Origin of the sequence: uncultured Arthrobacter sp. (genome assembly GCF_902805515.1) — a bacterium.
GTDB lineage: Bacteria > Actinomycetota > Actinomycetes > Actinomycetales > Micrococcaceae > Arthrobacter_D.
The window spans coordinates 19699-41673 of record NZ_CADCTE010000172.1 but is presented as its reverse complement, the minus strand read 5'-3'; the positions used below and the strand labels follow the sequence as shown (position 1 = coordinate 41673).

At 66.5% G+C, this 21975-nt stretch carries 17 protein-coding genes and 2 tRNA genes; 14 read left to right on the top strand and 5 right to left on the bottom strand.

What is annotated here, in order from left to right; all coding sequences use genetic code 11:
• Positions 1 to 93 precede the first annotated feature (93 nt).
• The 3 genes from serA (at position 94) to metG (ending at position 4296) form a co-directional block, all read left to right on the top strand.
• The gene (gene serA / locus QZX79_RS15810) at positions 94 to 1683 is read left to right on the top strand and encodes a phosphoglycerate dehydrogenase (RefSeq protein ID WP_294569732.1); all 1590 of its coding nucleotides are present in this window, start codon (positions 94 to 96) and stop codon (positions 1681 to 1683) included.
• Between the two features lie 51 nt (positions 1684 to 1734).
• On the top strand, positions 1735 to 2658 hold the full coding sequence (locus QZX79_RS15805; protein WP_294569730.1) for an acetamidase/formamidase family protein: 924 nt from the start codon (positions 1735 to 1737) through the stop codon (positions 2656 to 2658).
• 66 nt (positions 2659 to 2724) lie between these two features.
• On the top strand, positions 2725 to 4296 hold the full coding sequence (metG, locus tag QZX79_RS15800; RefSeq protein ID WP_294569728.1) for a methionine--tRNA ligase: 1572 nt from the start codon (positions 2725 to 2727) through the stop codon (positions 4294 to 4296).
• An 18-nt stretch (positions 4297 to 4314) separates the two neighbouring features.
• Here metG and QZX79_RS15795 read toward each other — a convergent pair whose 3' ends face one another.
• A complete protein-coding gene (locus QZX79_RS15795) occupies positions 4315 to 4851 on the bottom strand; it encodes a hypothetical protein (RefSeq protein ID WP_294569726.1) in 537 nt (178 codons plus the stop codon).
• 60 nt (positions 4852 to 4911) lie between these two features.
• The gene (locus tag QZX79_RS15790; protein ID WP_294569724.1) at positions 4912 to 6600 is read right to left on the bottom strand and encodes an ATP-binding protein; all 1689 of its coding nucleotides are present in this window, start codon (positions 6598 to 6600) and stop codon (positions 4912 to 4914) included.
• A 775-nt stretch (positions 6601 to 7375) separates the two neighbouring features.
• Between QZX79_RS15790 and QZX79_RS15785 the strand changes: the two genes are divergently transcribed.
• The 3 genes from QZX79_RS15785 to QZX79_RS15775 all read left to right on the top strand — a co-directional run bounded on the left by QZX79_RS15785 (position 7376) and on the right by QZX79_RS15775 (position 10656).
• Positions 7376 to 8215, top strand: a complete 840-nt coding sequence (locus QZX79_RS15785) for a hypothetical protein (protein WP_294569722.1) — start codon at positions 7376 to 7378, stop codon at positions 8213 to 8215.
• A 166-nt stretch (positions 8216 to 8381) separates the two neighbouring features.
• Positions 8382 to 9440, top strand: a complete 1059-nt coding sequence (locus QZX79_RS15780; RefSeq protein WP_294569720.1) for a 3-isopropylmalate dehydrogenase — start codon at positions 8382 to 8384, stop codon at positions 9438 to 9440.
• A gap of 109 nt (positions 9441 to 9549) precedes the next feature.
• The gene (locus tag QZX79_RS15775; protein WP_294569719.1) at positions 9550 to 10656 is read left to right on the top strand and encodes a branched-chain amino acid aminotransferase; all 1107 of its coding nucleotides are present in this window, start codon (positions 9550 to 9552) and stop codon (positions 10654 to 10656) included.
• A gap of 83 nt (positions 10657 to 10739) precedes the next feature.
• Here the strand turns inward: QZX79_RS15775 and QZX79_RS15770 are convergent, their stop codons facing one another.
• The 3 genes from QZX79_RS15770 to QZX79_RS15760 all read right to left on the bottom strand — a co-directional run bounded on the left by QZX79_RS15770 (position 10740) and on the right by QZX79_RS15760 (position 14430).
• Entirely contained in the window at positions 10740 to 12317 is a 1578-nt protein-coding gene (locus QZX79_RS15770) for a bifunctional diguanylate cyclase/phosphodiesterase (protein ID WP_294569717.1), read from the bottom strand.
• A complete protein-coding gene (locus tag QZX79_RS15765) occupies positions 12287 to 12721 on the bottom strand; it encodes a hypothetical protein (protein WP_294569715.1) in 435 nt (144 codons plus the stop codon). The genes QZX79_RS15770 and QZX79_RS15765 overlap by 31 nt, the downstream gene beginning before the upstream one ends.
• 635 nt (positions 12722 to 13356) lie before the next feature.
• Entirely contained in the window at positions 13357 to 14430 is a 1074-nt protein-coding gene (locus QZX79_RS15760) for a hypothetical protein (RefSeq protein WP_294569713.1), read from the bottom strand.
• A gap of 187 nt (positions 14431 to 14617) precedes the next feature.
• Between QZX79_RS15760 and QZX79_RS15755 the strand changes: the two genes are divergently transcribed.
• The 8 genes from QZX79_RS15755 (at position 14618) to QZX79_RS15720 (ending at position 21866) form a co-directional block, all read left to right on the top strand.
• Positions 14618 to 14761, top strand: coding sequence for a hypothetical protein (locus QZX79_RS15755; RefSeq protein WP_159802954.1), 144 nt, complete (start codon positions 14618 to 14620; stop codon positions 14759 to 14761).
• A gap of 165 nt (positions 14762 to 14926) precedes the next feature.
• Positions 14927 to 15700, top strand: a complete 774-nt coding sequence (locus QZX79_RS15750; RefSeq protein ID WP_159618350.1) for a fumarylacetoacetate hydrolase family protein — start codon at positions 14927 to 14929, stop codon at positions 15698 to 15700.
• Positions 15701 to 15763: 63 nt separating this feature from the next.
• Positions 15764 to 17272 carry a glutamate--tRNA ligase gene (gene gltX, locus QZX79_RS15745; protein WP_294569706.1) on the top strand — a complete coding sequence of 503 codons (1509 nt, stop codon included), beginning with the start codon at positions 15764 to 15766 and terminating at the stop codon, positions 17270 to 17272.
• Between the two features lie 29 nt (positions 17273 to 17301).
• Positions 17302 to 18063 carry an HAD family hydrolase gene (locus QZX79_RS15740; RefSeq protein ID WP_294569704.1) on the top strand — a complete coding sequence of 254 codons (762 nt, stop codon included), beginning with the start codon at positions 17302 to 17304 and terminating at the stop codon, positions 18061 to 18063.
• A gap of 70 nt (positions 18064 to 18133) precedes the next feature.
• A tRNA-Gln gene (locus QZX79_RS15735) sits at positions 18134 to 18205 on the top strand.
• A 76-nt stretch (positions 18206 to 18281) separates the two neighbouring features.
• Positions 18282 to 18354 (top strand) — tRNA-Glu (locus tag QZX79_RS15730).
• 129 nt (positions 18355 to 18483) lie between these two features.
• Entirely contained in the window at positions 18484 to 20244 is a 1761-nt protein-coding gene (locus QZX79_RS15725; protein WP_294569701.1) for a GTPase domain-containing protein, read from the top strand.
• Complete coding sequence (locus tag QZX79_RS15720) at positions 20241 to 21866, top strand: GTPase (RefSeq protein ID WP_294569699.1); 1626 nt, start codon at positions 20241 to 20243, stop codon at positions 21864 to 21866. The genes QZX79_RS15725 and QZX79_RS15720 overlap by 4 nt, the downstream gene beginning before the upstream one ends.
• Positions 21867 to 21975: the final 109 nt, after the last annotated feature.

Sequence of the window (21975 nt, the reverse complement as noted above, 5' to 3'; positions counted from 1 at the left end):
GCTGAGTAACATAGCGGGCCCGGCCTTTCCTGCACCCCTAAGCTGGCCTTACACTCCACCCGCCCCGCATTGCAGCTGTGAAGGAACATTCCTGTGGAAAAACCCGTAGTTCTCCTTGCCGAAGAACTCTCGCCCGCCACCGTCGAGGCCCTCGGCCCGGACTTCGAGATCCGTAGCACCGACGGCGCCGACCGCGCTCAGCTCCTCGCGGCCCTGGGCGACGTCGACGCCGTCCTGATCCGCTCGGCCACCCAGATGGATGCCGAAGCCATCGCGGCAGCGCCGAAGCTCAAGGTGATCGCCAGGGCCGGGGTGGGCCTGGACAACGTGGACATCAAGGCGGCCACGCACGCCGGGGTCATGGTGGTGAATGCTCCGACCTCGAACATCATCTCGGCCGCGGAGCTGACCGTGGGGCACATCCTCAGCCTCGCCCGGAACGTTCCGCAGGCCAGTGCGGCGCTCAAGGCGGGGGAGTGGAAGCGCTCCCGCTACTCCGGCATCGAGCTTTACGAAAAGAAGATCGGCATCATCGGCCTCGGCCGCATCGGGGCCCTCGTCGCCGCGCGCCTGCAGGGATTCGGGACCGAGATCCTGGCGTACGACCCCTATGTGACCTCCGCACGGGCCGCCCAGCTGAACGTACGGCTCGTGACCCTCGACGAGCTCCTCACCGAGGCCGACTTCGTCACCATCCACATGCCCAAGACGCCCGAGACCGTGGGCATGCTCGGCGAGGAAGCGTTCGCGAAGATGAAGAACAGCGCGTACGTCGTCAACGTCGCCCGGGGCGGGCTGATCGATGAGCCGGCGCTCCATGCGGCGCTTGAGCGCGGCGAGATCGCCGGCGCCGGCGTCGACGTGTTCGTCACCGAGCCGAGCACCGACCTTCCCTTCTTCAAGCTCGACAATGTGGTCGTCACCCCGCACCTCGGTGCCTCAACCGCCGAGGCCCAGGAAAAGGCAGGCATCTCCGTTGCGAAGTCGGTCCGGCTCGCCCTCGCCGGGGAGCTTGTGCCCGATGCCGTCAACGTCGCCGGCGGCATCATCGACCCGGCCGTCCGCCCCGGAATCCCGCTCATGGAGAAGCTCGGCCGGATCTTCACGGCACTGACCCACGATTCGCTCACCCAGATCGAGGTCGAGGTCGCCGGCGAAATCTCCTCACTGGACGTGAAGGCCCTTGAACTTGCAGCGCTCAAGGGTGTCTTCACCGACATCGTTTCGGATCAGGTGTCCTACGTGAACGCCCCGGTGCTCGCGGAGCAGCGCGGAATCGCCACCCGGCTGACGACAACGCCGGAGTCGGAGGAGTACCGTAACGTCCTGCGGATCCGCGGCGCGCTTTCGGACGGTTCCCAGATCTCGGTCGCCGGAACCCTCACCGGCCCCAAGCAGATCGAGAAGCTCGTCGGCGTCAACGGGTACGACCTCGAGATTCCGATCAGCGAGCATCTCCTGGTGCTGCTGTACACCGACCGCCCCGGCGTGATCGGCGCCCTCGGCCGGCTGCTGGGCGAGAAGGACATCAATATCGCGGGCATGCAGGTGGCACGGAACAAGGAGGGCGGCCAGGCGCTGTCCCTGCTCACGCTCGACAGCGCGGTTCCCCAGGACGTGCTTGACGCAGTCAAGGCCGAGATTGGCGCGACAGTGGCGCGCGAGGTCGACCTGCAGTCCTAGCAGTACATCCAGCCCGCACGCTCGACCTCGAGCCGTCCAGAAAAGAGGCCGATGTCGGTCCACACCCTGCCCGCCGGACGCGGCACGGTCCTCCAGTCGTTCAACCGATCGGTTCCTCCCGTGCTGGAGGTCGACCCGGGCGACACGGTCGTGGTGTCCTCCCTCGACGCCTCGGGCCACCTGGAGGCCCCGACGTCGCCGGGGGAGGCGAAACCGCTGATGTTCCCCGACCGCCAGGGCCACTGCCTGACCGGCCCCATCGCGGTCCGGGGGGCTGTACCGGGTGACGTGCTCGCGGTGTCCTTCACGGCCCTGACGCCGGGGGAGTGGGGATGGACGATTGCCGGGCACCGCCGGGACGCCCTCGCCCGCGCCCTCGGGATGGAAGAGGCCGAGCCCCAGTGGCTCCTGTGGGACCTCGATCCCGGACGGGGCACGGGGGTGAACCAGCTCGGGCATGTGGTCGGGCTGAGCCCGTTCCTCGGCGTCGTCGGCATGCCGCCCAACGAGCCGGGGGACTTCCCGACGGTCCCGCCGCGGGCTGCCGGCGGCGGCAATATCGACTGCCGCGAGCTCACCGCCGGGTCGGTCCTCTACCTGCCGGTGACCGTGCCGGGGGCGATGCTGTGCGTGGGCGACGGGCACGCCCGCCAGGGGGACGGGGAAGTGGGCGGTACGGCGATCGAGTGCCCCATGACTTCGGAGCTGGTGCTGGACCTGGCAGCGGATCCGGCGCTGCAGTCGATCCACGCGGTCACGCCCACCGCCCGGATCACCTTCGGTTTCGACTCCGACCTGAACGCGGCCAGCGCCGAAGCGCTTGGCGCGATGCTGACGTGGATGGAGTCCCTGTACGGGCTGGATCGGACGAAGGCGCTGGCGCTGGCGAGCACCGTGGTCGACCTGCGCGTCACGCAGATGGCCAATGAGGTGTGGGGCGTCCACGCCGTGCTCGGCCGGGACGCGCTGAGGTGAGCCGCCCACCCGGGGCACGCCCGGAACGGAATCGGGTTTCGACGGCGGACAGGGTAATTTCGTAGAGTGACTTCTCCCGGTTCAAACACTCCGTTCTACATCACCACGGCGATCTCCTACCCCAACGGCGTCCCGCACATCGGCCACGCCTATGAGACGATCGCCACCGACACCATGGCCCGGTTCAAGCGGCTTGACGGCTATGACGTCCGCTTCCTCACCGGCACGGATGAGCACGGGCTGAAGATGCAGCAGACGGCGGACAAGGAAGGTATTCCGGTCCGGGAACTGGCAACGCGTAACGCGAAGGCCTTCCGGGCGATGAACGACTCCCTCGGGATCTCCTACACGCGCTTCATCCGCACCACCGACGAGGACCACTATGCGGCCGCCTCGGAGATCTGGCGCCGGATGGAAGCGAACGGTGACATCTACCTCGATAAGTATTCGGGCTGGTACTCCGTGAGGGACGAAGCCTTCTGGCCGGAGGACGAGACCGAACTGCGCGAGGACGGCATCCGCTACGCCACGGAGACCGATACCGAGGTCACGTGGACCGAGGAGGAGAGCTACTTCTTCCGGCTGGGCTCCTACCAGCAGCGGCTCCTCGACTTCTACGAGAAGAACCCCGAGTTCGGCGCACCGCAGTCCCGCTTCAACGAGGTCATCAGCTTCGTGCGGGGCGGCCTGCAGGACCTCTCCATCAGCCGCACCACCTTCGAGTGGGGAGTGCCGGTACCGGGCAATGCGAAGCACGTCATGTACGTCTGGGTGGACGCACTTACCAACTACCTGACCGGCGCCGGGTTCCCGGATACGGAGTCGGAGTCATTCCGGAAGTACTGGCCCGCCGACGTCCATGTGATCGGTAAGGACATCTCGCGCTTCCACGCCGTGTACTGGCCGGCGTTCCTCATGTCGGCAGGGCTCGAGCTGCCCAAACGCGTCATGATCCACGGCCACCTCCACAACAAGGGGGTCAAGATGTCCAAGTCGCTGGGCAACGTGGTCGCGCCGCAGGACTGGGTGGAGCAGTACGGCCTGGACCAGGTCCGCTTCTTCCTCCTGCGCGAGGTTCCCTTCGGCGCGGACGGCTCCTACAGCCACGAGGCGGTGGTGGGCCGGATGAATTCGGACCTGGCAAACAACTTCGGCAACCTCGCGCAGCGCTCCCTGTCGATGGTGGCAAAGAACTGCGCCGGGCTTGTGCCCTCACCGGGTCCCTTCACCGAGGCCGACGCCGCGCTGCTCGCCGACGCCGGCACACTCCTGGAAACGTGCCGGTCGGCCTTCGAGAAGCAGGAGTTCTCCCGTGCGCTGGAGGCGATGTGGACCGTGCTGGGGGACACGAACGCCTACTTCGCCGAGCAGCAGCCGTGGGTGCTCCGCAAGACCGACCCGGACCGCATGAACACCGTCCTCTACGTGACCCTTGAAGTGCTGCGCATCGTCGCAGTGCTGTCCCAGCCGGTGATGCCGACGAGCGCCGCCCAACTCCTCACGGTGCTGGGACAGGGCACCTCGAACGCCGATCCGCTGCGGGCCTTCCCGGCACTCGGGACGGCGCTGCAGCCGGGCACCGAACTGCCTGCCCCGACCCCGATCTTCCCGAAGTACGAGGAGCCGAGCGAGGGGTAGCAGCCGGGCCACAGCGCCCTAGTTCGAGAAGAACCGCTCGACGGCCGTCTCCCGCATGATCCGGGCGACCGTCTGCTGCTGTTCCCGGGCGGTCTCCAAGAGCCGTTCAAGCTCGGCGGGATCCAGCGCCGGTTCGCGCCTGCCGGCGGGTGTGCCAGCCACGAAGAGCAGCGTGTCCCAGAGGGCTTCCTTGCCGCGCAGGAGGGACTGCAGCGCTTCGAACTCCAGCTGGGCTCCCTCTCCGGTTTTCCGCCGCAGGAGGTTGATCGGGTTCACCGACGAGATCAGGGCGCCGCTGTGGGCTGCCGCCATCTTCAGCCTGCCGGGGCGGTGTCCCAGCGCGTGGATGAGCCGCACGAGTGTGTCCCGCTCTCCGGAGATGCCGCGCGCCAGGTCGGCGAGTTCGGCACCGCTTGCCGTGCCGTCCCAGGAACGGCTGGCCGCTTCGAAGAGGCGGACTCCGTTCGTCGCACCCAGCAGATGGGTGTCGAGGTAAGCGAACAGAGTTTCCTTATCGAGGCGCGACCGGTCGGGCGCCTGCTCATAATCCTTCATATACCCATCCTCTTCGATCCTCGGCAGGGCGCAAATCGGAGGCGCCGGCAACGCCGGCCGCTAGCTGCGGGAGGCCACCGGCGATGCAGCCTTCAGCGGCATTTCGATGCGCACTGTGGTCCCTTCGCCGACAGCGGAGTCGACGGTGATTGCACCGTTGTGGGCACTTACCGTCCGTTGCGCTATCGCCAGTCCAACCCCGGCGCCGGGAACGGCGCCGTCGGTGGCGTTCGAGGCGCGGAAAAAACTTTCGAAGAGGCGGGGGATGTCGGCTTCGGGGATCCCGATACCGGTGTCGCGCACGACCACTTCGGCCGGACCGGCGGCGGAACGGCAGACTGTGTGGACCTCGACCACGCCGCCCGGGCCGGTGAACTTCACGGCATTGGAGATGACAAGTGCGACTGCTTCCTTGAGCTGATCGTAGTGGCCGGCGATGAGGATGCTCTCTTCACTGGGCGGGCAGCGAAGGGCCACGTTTTTCGCCGCAGCAGCGGCGGAAAGGTCCCCGGCGGCTGCGGCAACGACATGGCCGAGGTCCACGGAGAGGTGGCCGTGCGGCTCGTCGAGCGTGGGGGAGAGGGCCGTGATGTTCTCGATCAGGTCGCGGAGCCGGGTCGTGTTGCGCTCGACTGTCTCGAGCATGCGCCGGGCTCCTTCGGGCAGTGGACCGCCCGAGCCGTCGAGGATCATCTCGAGGTAGCCGGCCATCGAGGCGAGCGGTGTGCGCAGTTCGTGGTTGACCGTTCCCACGAAGTCGCTCTTGGCCTTGTTGAGGCGCCGCAGTTTCTCGACGGCCTGCTGCTGCCGGGCGATCAGTTGACCCTGGATCAGGCCGTGGGCGAAGTTGCCGAGCACGTGCTGGGTCAGCGAATTCTCCACCGGGGTCCACTCAAGCGGCCGGTGGTTATTGATCAGCCAGACAAGCCCGAACGGCGTGGTGCCCTCCCCAAGGGCGACGACGACGCCGCTCGTGATGCCGGAGAGATCCTCGAGATCCTCGAAGACCGACGTGCCCGCCGATGCAGATTCCTCCGCAGGAGGGAAACGTTCACCGGTGGAGCTCTCCCACAGCCGGAGCGCCAGCGCCTTGGCCCTTCCGGAGTGGGCCAGGGAAGGAACTTCCATCGGGTCGGCGTCGGCGCTCGACCAGTGTGAACTCAGGTCCGCCACGCGGTCGTCGGGGAAGATCTGGAGGAAGACCGAGTCGGAGCCCAGGGCACGGCCAAGCCCGGCGAGGAAGTTTCCGACCATGGTTTCGAGGCTGTTGGTGGCGCGGATGCCTGCGGAGATTTCGCGCATCCGTTCGCGCAGCAGCGAGGCAGACTCGCGCTGCACCCGGTGCTGGCGGCGTCGGGCGATGGCGGACGCCGCGCGCTGAATGATCTCGCGCTCCTGATATGGCCGAAAAACGAAATCGGTGATCGGATTCTCGAGCAATCCTCCGGGCTCCAGCGGCGCACTGTCAGGCAGGAGGAGGATGATCGGCAGTCCGGCGAAGCGGGAATCGGATTCGAGGACGCCTAGGAGTGCGCGGCTGCTTTCATCGGCCAATTGAAGGTCGAGGAAAACAATGTCGGGCGTGCTTTGACGGAGGGTCCCCAGGAGGGCCGAACCTGAACTCACCGGGACCGCGGCGTAGCCGGCCTGCTGCAAAATGGCGCAGAGATCTTGGCCGTCCTCATCGCTTGGCGATGCGACGACCGCTGTGCCGCCGAATCCGGCCCAGCTAACGTCTTGCTTGCTCACGGCGTCCCTTCCCCATGTCGCTTGCGCTCACACTATCCGAAGCCCTGTCCAGTGTCAGGCCAAAGCGCGCCGGGTAGATGGGTCGATACCCAATTGGAGTTCAAGGTACGCCCTTTTCAACCGCCACGTACTTTCCAGCAAGGTAAGCGTAGCAATTCGAGTAATTACTCGGAGTCCTCCAAACCAGTCGAGTATTGACCACTCGCGACTATCCCCCGGGCCATTTCTAGCCTGAGTAAGTAATCAAAAACTGATGATTCTGCTGGGGAAACGTCAAGATTTTGAGTCGGTCTCACACGGCATTCGAGCGGTCCTGTGCAACGCCCTGCGTCTCCGCATTTCAGCCCCCCAGGAGTGGTCAGTTAAGCCCCCATCTGGTTGGAGAGCTGTCATGAAATCAATCCTTACAACTGTCGGGCTCGTAGGCTTCGCCTTCGCTGCCACCACCGCTCCCGCCTACGCTGCTCCGCCGACGCAGAATAATGCGTGCCATTCGGCAGGCGTGACCGGCATCGGCGCACAGGCCACGGCCGGCAATGGGGCTAACTGTGGCGGTGGCGGCCAGGGGGGAGCTCCGGCCCAGCCGGCAACGCCTGCCCAGCCGACAACACCGGTCACTCCGGCGGTGCCAGCGATGCCGGCGGCTCCGGTGGTCCCGGCAGAGCCCGCCACTCCGGTGGCACCGATCACTCCTGTAATCCCAGCGGTTCCGGCTACTCCAGTCGATGCCGTTGTTCCTGCCGTTCCGGCAGCCCCGGCTGAAGCTGCTCCGGCGGTGCCGGTCGTTCCTGCCTCTCCGGACAAGGTAGGCAATGCAACCGGCGGCAAGCCAAACGCCGGGAACCCGAGTGGCGGCAACGGCGGCGGCGGCGGTGAGAACCCGGGCAACGGGAACGGCGAGGGCAACCCCGGCAACGGCGGCGGCGAGGGCAACCCCGGCAACGGCAACGGCGAGGGCAACCCCGGCAACGGCAACGGCGGCGGTGGTGACAACAACCCCGGCAACGGCGGCGGCAACGGCCCCGGCGACAATAACGGCGGCGGCAACGGTGACGACTGCGGTGACAACAACGGCGGAGACAACAACACCGGCGAGGGCAACAACGGCGGAGACAACAACACCGGCGAGGGCAAGAACGACTGCGGGGAGAACCCGGACGAGGAGAACCCCGACGAGGAGAACCCCGACGAGGAGAACCCCGACGAGGAGAACCCCGACGAGGAGAACCCCGACGAGGAGAACCCCGACGAGGAGAACCCGAACGAGGAGAACCCCGGCCCGGGGAACCCGCAACTCCCCGGAATCCCGGAGACGCCCTCCGCACCCGAATCCCCTGAAACACCGCAGGCCCCTCATACCCCAGTCATGCCAGGGAACACTGTCACGAAGGACCCAGTGAAGACTTCGGGCACCGTCACGGTGCGGACTGTGGTCGTGCCGGCTTCAACGGGGACGGTTGGCACCAACCAGGGCCTCAACGTGCAGTCGGCTGCGGTTGCGGCATCGGATGACCCGGGTCAAGTGTGGCTGGGAGGGCTTGTCGTGGCGAGCCTGACCGCTGCGGGCCTCGTGGCCGGCCGAGCCGTTGAGCGGAAGCGGAACGCTGGCTTGTAGCAGGAACAAATCAGTTCGTACGAAGGGGACGGGCACCCGAGAGGGTGCCCGTCCTCATTTCTGCGGTGCAAGCGGCATCGTTGGGGGACCCGGTAGCCCTAGGCGCCGATGTCTCACGAAATGAGACTGATTGTCCGCAGGGGAGCCCGCTTCGTAATCTGGGTCGATGGACGCCTCAACTGCTCGTATCGACCTCGCGATCATCCCCGGAGACGGCATCGGCCCGGAAGTCACGGCCGAAGCGGTGAAGGTGCTCTCAGCGGTACTGCCCGATGAGGTGGAACTCGCCCTTACTGAGTACTCCCTTGGAGCCCAGCACTGGCTGGCCACGGGGGAGACGCTCCCGGAGGAAACCCTCGCCCGGCTGCGTGCCCATGATGCGATCCTCTTTGGAGCAGTGGGTGCGGCACCGGGTGATAAGCGGATTCCCTCAGGGCTGATTGAGCGTGAACTGCTGCTCAAACTGCGGTTCGAACTCGACCACTACGTCAACCTGCGCCCCTCCAAGCTGTACCCGGGGGTGGGTTCGCCACTGGCCGCCCCCGGCGCCGTCGACTTCATCGTGGTGCGGGAGGGCACCGAGGGCCCCTACGCGGGCAATGGGGGAACCCTGCGTGGTGGTACAGAGCATGAGATTGCCACCGAGGTCTCGCTCAATACAGCGCACGGAGTGGAGCGCGTGGTGCGGGACGCCTTCCGTCGTGCGAGCGAGCGCCCTCGCCGGAAGCTGACCCTGGTCCACAAACACAATGTGCTGGTCTTCGCGGGCCATCTTTGGAAGCGGACCGTGGAGGCTGTCGCGGCGGAGTTCCCCGAAGTCAGCCACGATTACCTGCACGTCGATGCGGCGACAATCTTCCTTGTCACCGATCCTTCACGGTTCGACGTCATTGTCACAGACAATCTCTTCGGCGACATCCTGACCGATCTCGCCGCGGCAATCAGTGGAGGGATTGGCCTGGCGGCCTCCGGAAACCTCAACATGGACCGTACCGCGCCCTCGATGTTCGAGCCGGTCCACGGCTCGGCCCCTGACATCGCAGGTCAGCAGAAGGCAGATCCTACGGCCGCCATCCTGTCGGCGGCGCTGCTGCTGCGGCACCTGGGCCAGGATGGGGCAGCCGAGCGAATCGAGCGGGCGGTTGAGGCTGACATTACCGGGCGCACCGGAGCGCCGCGAACGACGTCGGCGGTGGGCGATGCGATTGCCGCCGCAGTGTCCTAAGGTGGTTAGGAACCATTAACCCAGCGTCGGCGAAGCAGCCGGCACTGATCACTGACCAAAGCCTCCCGGAGCGCCGCTCCGCACGGAGCAGGTCACGCGCGGAGGAATCATGACAGCCACCGATCTGGAGTTTGCCCAGCATCTCTCCACTACTCCGAAGACCGAGGAGCAGCGCGAGGCCATCCTCGCCAATCCGGGGTTCGGCAACCACTTCACCGACCACACAGCGATCGTTGACTTCTCGGTCGATGCCGATGGAAAGGGCGGCTGGAGCAATGCCCGGGTCGAGCCATACGGCCCCATCGCACTCGACCCCGCGGCTGCCGTACTGCACTACGGCCAGGAGATCTTTGAGGGCATGAAGGCTTACCGTCATGCCGATGGTTCAATCTGGACCTTCCGCGCGGACGCCAACGCTGCACGCCTCAACAGGTCGGCCGCCCGACTGGCCCTTCCCCAGCTTCCGGAATCGATCTTCCTCGAGTCCCTGCGCCAACTGGTTTCGGCCGACCGTGACTGGATTCCTACCGGTGACGGAGAAAGCCTGTACCTGCGGCCATTCATGATCGCCACGGAGGCATTCCTGGGTGTCCGGCCCGCACGCGAGGTTTCGTTCCGGGTCATCGCCTCGCCCGCAGGAAACTACTTCGGCGGAGAGCTGAAGCCGGTTTCGATCTGGGTCTCCCGGAACTTTGCCCGCGCCGGACGGGGCGGGACCGGCGCAGCGAAATGCGGCGGTAATTACGCTGCTTCCCTCGCCGCCCAGCTTGAGGCGGAGGCCAACGACTGCAAGCAGGTGCTCTTCCTCGACCAGTTCAATGACAACGCCGTTGAAGAGCTTGGCGGCATGAACGTGTTCTTCGTGTTCAAGGACGGCTCGCTGGTCACTCCGGCGCTGTCCGGCACCATCCTCGAAGGTGTGACGCGCTCCTCGGTGATCCAGCTGGGCCGGGACCGCGGCATGAATGTCGTCGAGCGCAAGATCACGCTCGACGAGTGGCGCGACGGCATCGCCTCGGGTGACATCACCGAAGTCTTCGCCTGCGGTACGGCAGCGGTAATCACCCCGATCGGGCAGCTGAAGGACGGCGAGGAAATCATCGGCGCACCCGATGCCCTTCCCGGCGAGGTGACGATGTCCATCCGCAGCCAGCTGCTGGGGATCCAGACCGGCGCTGCCGAGGATGTCCACGGCTGGCTGACCCGGCTGGTCTAGATTCGATTGCCTGGCCGGCGCAGCTTCGCAGTTGCGCCGCGCCGGGTTTTCACATGCCGTGCGGGCGAACCTCGCCTTGACGCCTAGGCCGGCAGGCTGAGAAACCTGTGGGTGGCGAGCAGGGCCTTGATCTCGTCGATGGGCAGCGGTCTGCTGAAGTAGTAGCCCTGGCCGCTGGCGCAGCCCATGGCCCGCAGCTGGTCGGCCTGTTCCTTTGTCTCGATGCCCTCGCAGACTGCCTCAAGTCCGGCTGCCCGGATCAACTGAAGCACTGCGGAGACAAACCCGAACTGTCCGGGTTTGGTGTCAAGATCGACAAGAAGCGAGCGGTCCACCTTTACCATGCTCACGGGCAGCTCACGCAGGTAGCTGATTGAGGAATAACCGGTCCCGAAGTCGTCGATCTCGATTCCCACTCCGAGCTGCTGCAGGCTGAGAAGCGAGTACATCTCCACTTCGCCCCGCGTCACGATCGCCGATTCGGTGATCTCGATGACCAGGCAGGAGGCAGGGACCCCCGTTTCCCGCAGCAGGCCACGCACATAGTCGACCAGGTCGAGCTGCTTCAGCTCAACAGCGGAGAGGTTCACCTGCAACTGGAAATCGTCGTCGAGCTGGAGGTCACGGCGCCACTCGGCGAGGTGGCGTAGGGACGTAGACATCACCCACCGGTCGAGGTCGTGGATGACTCCGATTTCCTCGGCGAGGGGGATGAAGACGTCCGGCGGGATGAGCCCGCGCACCGGGTGCTGCCAGCGCACTAGCACCTCAAGCCCGATGATGCGGCTCGTCGCAAGTTCAACCAGCGGCTGGAAGTGAAGAACCAGTTCGTCATGGCGGATGGCGGATCGGAGTTCCGCCGCCATCTGGCTGCGGAGCTGCCGCGAGTACTGCATCACCGGTTCGAACACCTTGATGATGTTGCGGCCTTCGCGCTTGGCTGCGTACATGGCGGTGTCTGCGTCGAGCAGCAGGTCATCCGCGCTCTGCTGGGGATCACCGAGCCGTACGCCGATGCTCGCCCGCGAATGGACCTGGAGGTCCTCCAGTTCGATGATCTCGCCAAGGACTTCGAGGGCGCGGCGTGCGACGCGCATGCAGATCTCCATGGTGGCCGCTGGAAGGAGGATGGCGAACTCGTCGCCGCCGAGCCGTGCGACGACATCGCTCGTGCGCACCACACCATTGAGCCGGACGCCGACCTCCTGGAGCACGCGGTCGCCCGCGTCATGCCCGAAGCGGTCGTTGACGTTCTTGAAGGAATCGAGGTCAAGGAGGATCAGCGCCGGCGGGGGCGCTCCATCCGCGGCCTCGGCCAGCGCGGTCTCAAGGGCTTCCATCAGGGCTACCCGGTTCGCGAGGCCGGTGAGGGCGTCGGACATCGCCATCTTCTTCATATCCCGGTGAGCCTGGCGAAGCATCGCCGTCCGGCTTTCCACCCGCTTCTCGAACTGGTCATAGACCTGTTCCAGTTCCTCCGCGAGGAGGTTGAAGCCGGTGATTACCGCATCGACTTCATCCCTTGCCTCCGAGGGCTCAATGCGGCTGCTCAATTCGCCGCGCGAAAGGCGCACTATGCTGTCGACCAGCTGGCCCAACCGCGGATCCTTGTTTTCGGCGTTCATCTTTTTCAGGGTACCGGCAGGAAGCCCGCCAGCCATGCAAGCGCCTCGCTGCGCGATGCGAAGAAGGCCACGGGGCATCGTGGCTCCTGACCTCCCATCACGAAGTTTCCCAGCACGCGGTCCACCGGGCCGGCACCCAGCAGGGCAACCGCCGCCGACATTTGCGCAGCGCCCAGGATGGCGCGCGCATCGCGGTCGATGGATTTCACGCCCCGAATATCGATCAGCAGGGGCCGGGGCACGCCGGCCGCGAGCGCGCGGGCCTCCTCCGCCTTCGATTCGGCCAGTCGCTTGGATACATGCTCCCCGGCGGGGAGCGTGACCAATGTGATCCCATCCCGCGAAAGGGTTTGTTCACCACGCCCGTGGGCACCTGTGGCACGCTCCGCGCCTGCCTCGAGCAGTTCTGCGTCATCGTGGAGCAGTATTTCGTCGGTCATCGGTCCCCCAACCATCCCGTGTCGAAATTCAGCGGGCCAGCTGCGGCAAGGACCGTCGTTCCGTGCCCCATCGACATTCGCGGGCGGGACTTTGTTCCGGCTCGAATGAGCAGGTTCCGGTGATTGAGTTAGACATATGCTCCCCAGCATTCATACGGCAACAGCAGCACCCCTTGGGGCAGCGTTGCATTTCACCACTTCTCCATTGAAGGACGGAAATCCCGTTATACCAGAGATCACTGACAGTGATCTCTTCAAGGGGTACCGGACCTTGATTGTCGGACCTTGATTCCGCCAAGCTATGGCGGCGCACGCCGCGGGATGCGCGTAACACTAGCACCATGGCGCGCCCTCGTGCGGAGCTCTTCACGACGAATCCTGGGGCCGGGGCTGGGGCCGGGGGAGCGGGAGCTAATGGGTCAGCGGTGGGTCGGGTCACCGCCGCAGTGGCGCTTAACTGTAAGGGCCCCGGCCGGGGTGGGAGTAATGGGGGGAAACGCCCAGCCCGGCCAGGGCTTAAGGAAGACTCTACACAACTAGCTACCCTCAACCGCAAGTCCGCTTCGCTGAGAGGGGAATTCGGGGCGCTGGACGGCGGTCGGCGGCTGTGCTGTGGCTTGAGCCGGCCCGCCCGATCAACCGCCCTGAACCTGGTGGATGAGCTGCCGTGCGGCGGCGGCCCGGTCGTTGGCGCCTGACTGGACGAATAGCTGCTCGCTCGCTTCGAGGTTCAGCAGGGCTTCGAGTTCGATATGCCGGGCGTTATATGCCTGGCCCAGCAGGAAGCGTGCTTCGGCGGCGGTGTGGGTAGCGAGCAGCGACTCCTGGGAGGTCACCGCCCGCAGCCGTTCGATTGCTGCGTCGAACTGTCCGGTCAGCACGAGCCAGTGCGCACGGGTCAATGCAAGTTCCAGCCGGTCCCGTTCGCTGCCCCCGACAATTGAGCTGGCCATCTCTGCGCGGTCGATGCATTCGAGCGTCTCGGGCTCGACGACGCCCGCAGCGAGGCGCAGCGCAGCGGAAGCCCGGTTGAAGCGGGCCCACAGGTCAAGGTCGTTGGTCGGCGACAGGTTCTCAGCTGCCAGGCGGTGATACTTGGTCCCGTCTTCGACGCGCTGAAGGAGGAATGCCACGTTGCCAATGGCCCAGTAGCTCATGCCCGCGGTCTGCTTGCTCGCGTTTTCTTCGAGAAGATCGGCCAGGACGAGGCATTCGGTCCAGGCGTCGCTTAGCTGGTCGCTGTCGGCAAGGGCCGCGATGAGCGCATTCTGCGCCTCGATGTGCAATTCCTGTTGCCCCGGGGCGAGCGACGCCTGTGCCGCGGCTCCCCGCGCTTCGGCGACCGCTTCCCTCAAGGCTCCACAACCCTGGAGTGCGAAGGACACGAGGGTCGCCACCCTTACGGCGAGCGCCGTCGACTGAGCGGTGACGGGGTGGTTTTGAAGACTGCGCCCGACGATTACGGACTCGTTCATCAAGCCTTGTTTGCGCAGGCATTCAGCCTGAAGAAACGTCATATTCCACCAGGCGTTGTCATCGTTGAGGTCAGCTGCAAGGCCGGCTGCCTGCTCGGCGATCCGCCGCGCAAGCTCGTAATCGCGTTGGTTCCACGCGCTTCGAGCCTGAAGTTCGAGGAGGACCTGTTCCCCTGGCGTTTCTTGCAGGGCCTTCACCACCTTCGGCTCGCGGAGGGCGCTTGGCGGCACCATCCAACTACATGGGCGCCGCGCGGTCGGGCGTCCAGTGAAGGCCAGCATGGACCCCCGGAATTAATTAGTCAAAAAATGTTACGTTTGTGACTGGTGTGGCGGAGCAACATTTCGTAGACTGAATCTGCTATAGCAATGCAGAAGACCGCTTTTGTCTTTTGCTTCCATCTCACCTTGAGGACAAATCATGAAGAAGCTCACCTCCGCGCTCCTGCTGTCGGTACTTTTCGTTACCGCCGGAAGCTCTGCAGCCGTCGCGGCGGGTTCGACCTCGACGAAGTCGGGATCGACCACCGTCAGCACCGATCGCATCAACAACTGGCCGTACTGATTCTTTCTTCGGTCGGTTCTAAAGGGAACCGATTGAAAGTAAAGAAAAACCCTGGCCGGATCTGTCCGGCAGTGTGATAAGGGCCGTGAACCCGCTTCCTGGGGGGCGAGTTCACGGCCTTTCCGCTGCCCGGGGCCGGCTGGAGTGAGCCTGTAGCCTAGGACAATGCGTATAGCCCGCTTTGTTGTAGATAACGATCCAATGTTCGGCGTCGTTGAAGGCCCCGACGGCAGCGAAGAGCTCGCGGTCATCAACGGTGACCCCTTCTACTCCGGCATCCAGCTCACCGGCGCGCGGCATCTGCTGGCCGATGTGCGTCTGCTGGCCCCGGTGATTCCCCGCAGTAAGGTGGTCGGGATCGGCAGGAACTACGCGGATCACGCCGCCGAACTCGGCAACGAGGTCCCGCCGGCTCCGCTGATGTTCCTCAAGCCGAACACCTCCGTCATCGGCCCCGGCGACCCCATCCTGCTTCCCTCCTTCTCGGACGAGATTTCCTACGAAGCAGAACTGGCCATCGTCATCGGGCGGATCTGCAAGGACGTGCCCCTCGAGCGGGTCGACGACGTCGTCTTCGGTTACACCTGCGCCAATGACCTCACTGCACGCGATGCCCAGCGCACCGACGACCAGTGGGCGAGGGCCAAGGGCTTCGACACCTCCTGCCCGATCGGGCCCTGGATCGAGACCGAGCTTGACCCGGAAAACCTCGCCGTTAAGGGGAGCCTCGACGGCGAGCTGCGCCAGGACGGCTCCACCAGCCAGATGATCTGGGGAGCCAAGGAACTCGTTTCCTACGTGTCCCAGGCCTTCACCCTGCTTCCCGGCGACATCATTCTTACCGGCACTCCGGCAGGAGTTGGGCTCATCAGCGAGGGACAGCGCTACGAAGTCGAGATCGAGGGGATCGGGCGGCTTTCAAACCCCGCCCGCCGCTGACTCGGCGGCTGCCTCCCCCGGTGGCCGGGGGGCGAAGGGTCCGGCTACTAGAATTGGCCCATCATGACTACTGCAGCCGAAATCCCCACTGTCAATGACTCAACCCCGGTCCGCGTGCGGTTCTGCCCGTCACCGACGGGCACACCGCACGTCGGGTTGATCCGCACCGCCCTCTTCAACTGGGCGTACGCCCGGCACACCGGCGGCAAGCTTGTCTTCCGGATCGAAGACACCGACGCCGCCCGCGACAGTGAGGAAAGCTATAACCAGCTGCTCGACGCAATGCGCTGGCTTGGCATCGACTGGGATGAGGGCGTCGAGGTCGGTGGCCCGCATGAACCGTACAGGCAGTCGCAGCGGGGGGACCTCTACCAGGATGTGATCGCGAAACTCGTGGAGGCCGGGCACCTCTACGAATCCTTCTCCACGCCCGAGGAGGTCGAGGACCGCCACCGGTCTGCCGGGCGCGACGTCAAGCTCGGCTACGACAACTTCGACCGCACCCTCACCGAGAGCCAGCGCGAGGCGTTCCGCAGCGAGGGCCGGAACGCGGTGCTCCGGCTGCGGATGCCCGATGAGGACATCACGTTCACAGACCTGGTCCGCGGCGAGATCACCTTCAGGGCCGGCAGCGTCCCCGACTTCGCCGTCGTCCGGGCCAATGGAGCGCCCCTTTACACGCTCGTCAATCCTGTCGACGACGCCCTGATGGGTATTACGCATGTGCTGCGCGGCGAGGACCTGCTCTCCTCCACCCCGCGGCAGATCGCCCTCTACCGCGCCCTGATCGATATCGGCGTCGCGCGCTACATGCCGCTGTTCGGGCATCTGCCCTACGTCATGGGCCAGGGCAACAAGAAGCTGTCCAAGCGCGACCCGGAGTCGAACCTGTTCCTCCACCGGGACCGCGGGTTCATCCCCGAAGGGCTGCTCAACTACCTTTCGCTGCTGGGCTGGAGCCTCTCCGCTGACGAGGACATCTTCAGCGTCGAGCAGCTCGTTGAGAAGTTCGATGTCCGCGACGTCCTGGCCAACCCCGCGCGCTTCGACCTCAAGAAGGCCGAGGCGATCAACGGCACCCATGTCCGGCTGCTCGAGCAGGAGGACTTCCGTTCCCGCCTCGTCCCCTATCTCCAGGCCGCCGGACTGATCGAGGATCCGGTCACGGAGCGCGAGGAAAGAATCATCGCCGAGGCCGCGCCGCTGGTCCAGGAACGGATCACCCTGCTCGGTGAGGCTCCCGAGATGCTCGGTTTCCTCTTCAAGGACGACGACGCCATCGACGTCGCCGACGACGCGCGGAAGGGCCTGCCGGACAGCCTCGACGAGGTCCTCGGCAAGACGCTCGAGGCGCTCGAAGCCGTGGCCGACTGGGACGCGGAGTCAATCCAGGGCGCCCTGCGGGCTGCCCTCGTGGACGACCTCGGCCTCAAACCCCGGCTTGCGTTCGGCCCCGTGCGCACCGCCGTGTCGGGCCGGCGCATCTCCCCGCCCCTGTTCGAGTCAATGGTCATCCTCGGCCGCGACTCCTCCCTGGCGCGGATCCGCGCCTTTGCCGGGGCAGGCGACTAATGAGGGAGGGCCCGGGGAAAGGGGTGCCGGTGATCGAGGGAGTGCTCTTTGACATCGATGACACGCTGGTCGACCTTGAGACTGCCATGGGCCGGACCCTCCACCACATCGCGGGGGATGCCTTTGGGCATCTGAGCGATGACGACTGGGCGGAGTACAAGCGGCTCTTCACCACGGACCCCCAGGGCCACTATGAGGCCTTCCTGGCCGGCCAGGTGACGTTCGCCGAGCAGCGTCTTCGGCGCGCCCGCCACGCCCAGGCCTCCTTCATCGCGGATCCCCTTGAAGGGGAGGCCGCCCACCGGTGGACCAGCGCCTACGAGGCGACGCTGCCGCTGCATTTCCGGCCGTACGACGACGTGATGCCCCTCCTCGACGAGCTCGAGGTCAGGGGCGTCCCGTACGGCGCCGTGAGCAACAACGTGCACGACTACCAGCGGGCCAAGCTTGACCGGTCCGGGCTGAGCCGGATTCGGGTGCTGGTGGGGATCGATGCCGTCGGAGCCGCGAAACCCGACCCCGCTATTTTCCGTGAAGGTGCTCGACGCCTTGGCACGGACCCTGCCCGTACCCTCTATGTCGGCGACAACCCTGCCATCGACGCCCGGGCCGCGGATACCGCAGGGCTGGTCGGCGTTTGGCTTGACCGGCGTGGTGCCGGCTCACCCGCCCCGTCGGGGGCTCCCGACGCCCCGGGAAGCGGGGCGGAGGAGGCCGGAACGGCGGGGGAGGGGCTGCGCCGGATCACCTCCCTGGACGCCGTTTTGCAGTTCCTGCCATCTTTCCGGTAGAGTTATTTCTCGGCGCGGAGCGGTTACGCAGCCGGGAGCCTGCACCACTGGGGCCTTCGGAAAGTGCCATTGGGGTATGGTGTAATTGGCAACACACTGGTTTCTGGTACCAACATTCTAGGTTCGAGTCCTGGTACCCCAGCGCAGTAAAATGCAAGCCGTAAGGTAAAGTAGTACAGCAGTAAAAGCAGTATCGCAGTAAGCAGTTTCAAAGTACTGGCCCCATCGTATAGCGGCCTAGTACGCCGCCCTCTCACGGCGGTAACGCGGGTTCGAATCCCGCTGGGGTCACGAGCGTCCTTATTGAAGGACATCGGAAAAGACGCCCCGGACATTCCTCGAATGTCCGGGGCGTTTTTGCGTTCAGGGGTGACTCGGTTTGCTTCAGCAGGAAAGTAAGCAAGCTGGCAGAATGGAAAGATGAATGCATCCCTCACCGCCGCCGACGCCCGCGGGGTAGCGGGATTCCTCCGGGAAGTACATGGTGCGCTGCTGGGCGCCGGTTTCCCGCTCTCCCTCGCAGGGGCCCCCGCAGCGCGCGCCGCGGCTGCCGCGGCCGCCGCGCAACTCGACGACTACATCCTTCCGCGGCTCGACCGGCTCGACGCTCCGCTTCTCGCCGTCATCGGAGGATCGACCGGAGCCGGCAAGTCCACCCTCGTCAACGCCCTCATCGGGCGGCCGGTGACCCGAACCGGAGCGGTGCGGCCGACGACGCGGCAGCCCATCCTGCTCCACCACCCCGCCGAAGCCGAATGGTTCACCTCCCAGCGGGTGCTGCCCTCGCTCAGCCGGGTCCAGGCCGGCGCGGGCGAACTCGCCCCCCAGGACGCCGTCGGAGCCGCAGCAGGAACCCTCCTCCTGCAGGGTGAGGCGACCGTTCCGCGCGGGCTGGCGATCCTCGACGCCCCCGACATCGACTCAATCGCTGACGAGAACCGCCGCCTCGCCGGGCAGCTGCTCGCTGCGGCCGATCTCTGGATCTTCGTCACCACAGCCAACCGCTATGCCGACGCCGTCCCGTGGAAGCTGCTCGCCGAGGCGGCCCGGCGCGACATCCTCCTGGCCGTGGTGCTCGACCGGGTGCCGGCCGGGGTGGAGGAGGAAGTCCGTGAAGACCTCATGACCCTCCTCACGGCCGAGTCCCTCGGGCACGCCCCGATCTTCGTCGTGCAGGAGTCGGCCCTCGATGAGGAAGGAATGCTCCCCGCCGGGTCGGTCGATCCCATCCGCCGCTGGCTCGGAGCCCTCGCCGCCGACGCGGAGGGGCGCACCGACATTGCGCGCCGCACCCTGGCCGGAGCGGTGCGCGCCCTCGCTGGTCGCGTCGAGGAGGTCGCTGAGGCCGCCGAGGCCCAGCAGGCGACCGCTGCCCGCCTTTCCGGGGCGGCTGAGGCCGCCTACCAGGAGGCCCTCGCGGCGATCCTCCGCTCCACCGAGGACGGAACAATGCTCCGCGGGGAGGTCCTCGCCCGCTGGCAGGACTTCGTCGGCACCGGAGAGTTCATGCGCGGCATCGAGACCCGGGTGGGATGGCTGCGTGACCGGATCACCGCGTTCTTCACCGGCCAGCCCGCCCCGGCAACCACGGTTGCGGCGGCGATCGAGACCGGGCTGCACTCGGTCATTGTCGAAGAATCGGCGAAGGCGTTCGAGCAGACCGAGCAGTGGTGGCGCAGCGACGACGCCGGCCGGGCCCTGCTGGCCGGCCGGGGCGCCTATGTCAGCGACGAGTTTTCCGCCGAGGCCGCACGGCAGGTGAGGGAGTGGCAGCAGGATCTGCTCGAGCTGGTCAGCACCGAAGGCTCCGACAAGCGCTTCGCCGCACGGATGCTTTCCTTCGGCGTCAACGGGGTGGCGGTGGCCCTGATGGTGGTCGTCTTCGCGTCGACCGGTGGTCTGTCCGGTGCCGAGATCGGCATCGCCGGCGGTTCGGCCGTCGTCGGCCAGAAGCTCCTTGAAGCCGTCTTCGGTGAGGACGCCGTCCGCCGGCTGGCCAAGACGGCGCGCGACAACCTCGAGCGCCGGTGCCGCGCCCTGCTCGATGAGGAGAAGGAAAAATTCATCGTCCTCCTCGCCCCGGTGGCAGCCCAGACACCGCCCGAAGCGCTCTTCGCCTATGCGCGCCGGCTCGCCGGAACCGATCTCGCCGCAGGCACCACCGCCGGTGGCGGCCGGTGAGCCGGCACCGCGGTGCGGGGTCCAAGAGCGGTCTGCATAATCAACTCGAGGCACTCGACAGTGTGCGCGGGCTCGCCGAAGGACGGCTTCCCGACGAGCACGTGCAGGGCCTCTTCGGCGTGCTCGACCGGGCAAGCAGCCGCCGCTCGCTGTCCGCCGACCACACGGTCATCGGAATTTTCGGTCCCACAGGGAGCGGCAAATCGTCACTGATCAACGCACTGAGCGGCACCGAGGTGGCGCGGGTCGCGGCCCGGCGCCCGACGACCTCGAAGCCCCTGGCCGTGGTGTGGGGCGCCGAGGGAAGCGGCCCGCTCCTTGACTGGCTGGAAGTCGACGAGCGCCATGAGATGCCTGCAAACGCCGCGCTGCTCGGCTCGGACACGGGCGGGCTGATCCTGCTTGACCTTCCCGACTTCGACTCGACCGCCGCAGCCCACCGGACCATCGTCGAACGCATGTCGGGCCAGGTGGACGTCCTGCTGTGGGTCGTCGACCCGCAGAAATACGCGGACGCGGCGCTTCATCATGACTTCCTCGCGCCGCTGGCCTCCCACGGCGCCGTGACCCTCGTCGCGCTGAACCAGGCGGACCGGCTTTCCGGCCGCCAGCAGGAGCAGGTGACCGCTTCACTGTCCGGCATCCTGGCCGAGGAGGGCCTTCGCGGTGTGCGGGTCTTTCCCGTCTCCGCCCGGACGCGGGACGGCCTCGACGACCTCGCCGGCGCGATCCGGCAGATCGCCGGGCGGAAACAGGCTGCGAACGCCCGGCTGGCAGCCGATGTCGCCGCGGCCTCCACCCAGCTTGCCCCGTTCGCCGGGCCGGAGGACCTCCCGATACCCGGCAAGGCGGCCCAGGCCGATCTCTCGGCCCGCCTCGCCGCGGCCGCCGGGGTCGACGCCGTCGTTGACGCGGTTGTGCGTTCCTACCGCCGTGACGCCCACGCAGCCACGGGCTGGCCCGTGACCCGCTGGCTGGGTTCCCTCCGCTCCGATCCGCTCCGGCGGCTCAACCTGCGCCGGAGCGACGTCGACGCGGCCCTCCGGCGGACCTCGATGCCCTCAGGAGCGCCGGCGCAGCGGGCCCGGGTCGACCAGGCGCTGCGGACGTTTGCCGACACTGCAGCGGGATCGTCTGTTGAGCCCTGGCGCTCCGCCATCCGCTCGGCGGCGCGCGGGACCGTGCCTACGCTCCTCGACGGACTCGACCAGGCCCTCGCCGGGACCAACCTCGACACCGGCCGAAGGTCCTGGTGGTGGCCGCTGGTGGGTCTGCTGCAGTGGCTGGCGCTGGCCGCCCTCGTCGTCGGCCTCGGCTGGCTCGGGGTCATGGCGGCGATGGGGTTCCTTCAGTTCGATGTCCCGGACGCTCCCTCTGTCGAGGGGTTCCCGGTGCCCACGCTGCTGATCGCCGGTGGTGTTGCCGCGGGGATCCTCCTGGCGGTACTCGCTTCGGTGATCGCCCGGTTCGCGGCCAAGGCCCGCGGCCGCAAGGCGCGGCGCCGGCTCCGCGCCGCCTGTGCAAAGGTGGCCGAGACGGTGGTCGCCCAACCGGTGATCGACGAAATCGGCAGGTACAACGACTTCCGGGCGGCGCTGGCGGCGGCGGGGCGCACGAAGTGACCGGGCCGCGGCGCACCTGACGGGCCGGGCGCGGCGGCGATGACGGCGGCCCGGGGCTGGGGTTGGAGCGGTTCGGCGGGGCCGCGGCGCGCGGTGCGTACGGAGATGC

What these genes read in the sequence shown, in the direction of transcription:
- QZX79_RS15725 (WP_294569701.1), top strand. Translation starts at nt 18,484, where the DNA reads ATGAATGCATCCCTCACCGCCGCCGACGCCCGCGGGGTAGCGGGATTC.
- QZX79_RS15805 (WP_294569730.1), top strand. Translation starts at nt 1,735, where the DNA reads ATGTCGGTCCACACCCTGCCCGCCGGACGCGGCACGGTCCTCCAGTCG.
- QZX79_RS15780 (WP_294569720.1), top strand. Translation starts at nt 8,382, where the DNA reads ATGGACGCCTCAACTGCTCGTATCGACCTCGCGATCATCCCCGGAGAC.
- QZX79_RS15770 (WP_294569717.1), bottom strand. Translation starts at nt 12,317, where the DNA reads ATGGCTGGCGGGCTTCCTGCCGGTACCCTGAAAAAGATGAACGCCGAA.
- QZX79_RS15750 (WP_159618350.1), top strand. Translation starts at nt 14,927, where the DNA reads ATGCGTATAGCCCGCTTTGTTGTAGATAACGATCCAATGTTCGGCGTC.
- gltX (WP_294569706.1), top strand. Translation starts at nt 15,764, where the DNA reads ATGACTACTGCAGCCGAAATCCCCACTGTCAATGACTCAACCCCGGTC.
- QZX79_RS15765 (WP_294569715.1), bottom strand. Translation starts at nt 12,721, where the DNA reads ATGACCGACGAAATACTGCTCCACGATGACGCAGAACTGCTCGAGGCA.
- QZX79_RS15775 (WP_294569719.1), top strand. Translation starts at nt 9,550, where the DNA reads ATGACAGCCACCGATCTGGAGTTTGCCCAGCATCTCTCCACTACTCCG.
- QZX79_RS15755 (WP_159802954.1), top strand. Translation starts at nt 14,618, where the DNA reads ATGAAGAAGCTCACCTCCGCGCTCCTGCTGTCGGTACTTTTCGTTACC.
- QZX79_RS15795 (WP_294569726.1), bottom strand. Translation starts at nt 4,851, where the DNA reads ATGAAGGATTATGAGCAGGCGCCCGACCGGTCGCGCCTCGATAAGGAA.
- QZX79_RS15760 (WP_294569713.1), bottom strand. Translation starts at nt 14,430, where the DNA reads ATGGTGCCGCCAAGCGCCCTCCGCGAGCCGAAGGTGGTGAAGGCCCTG.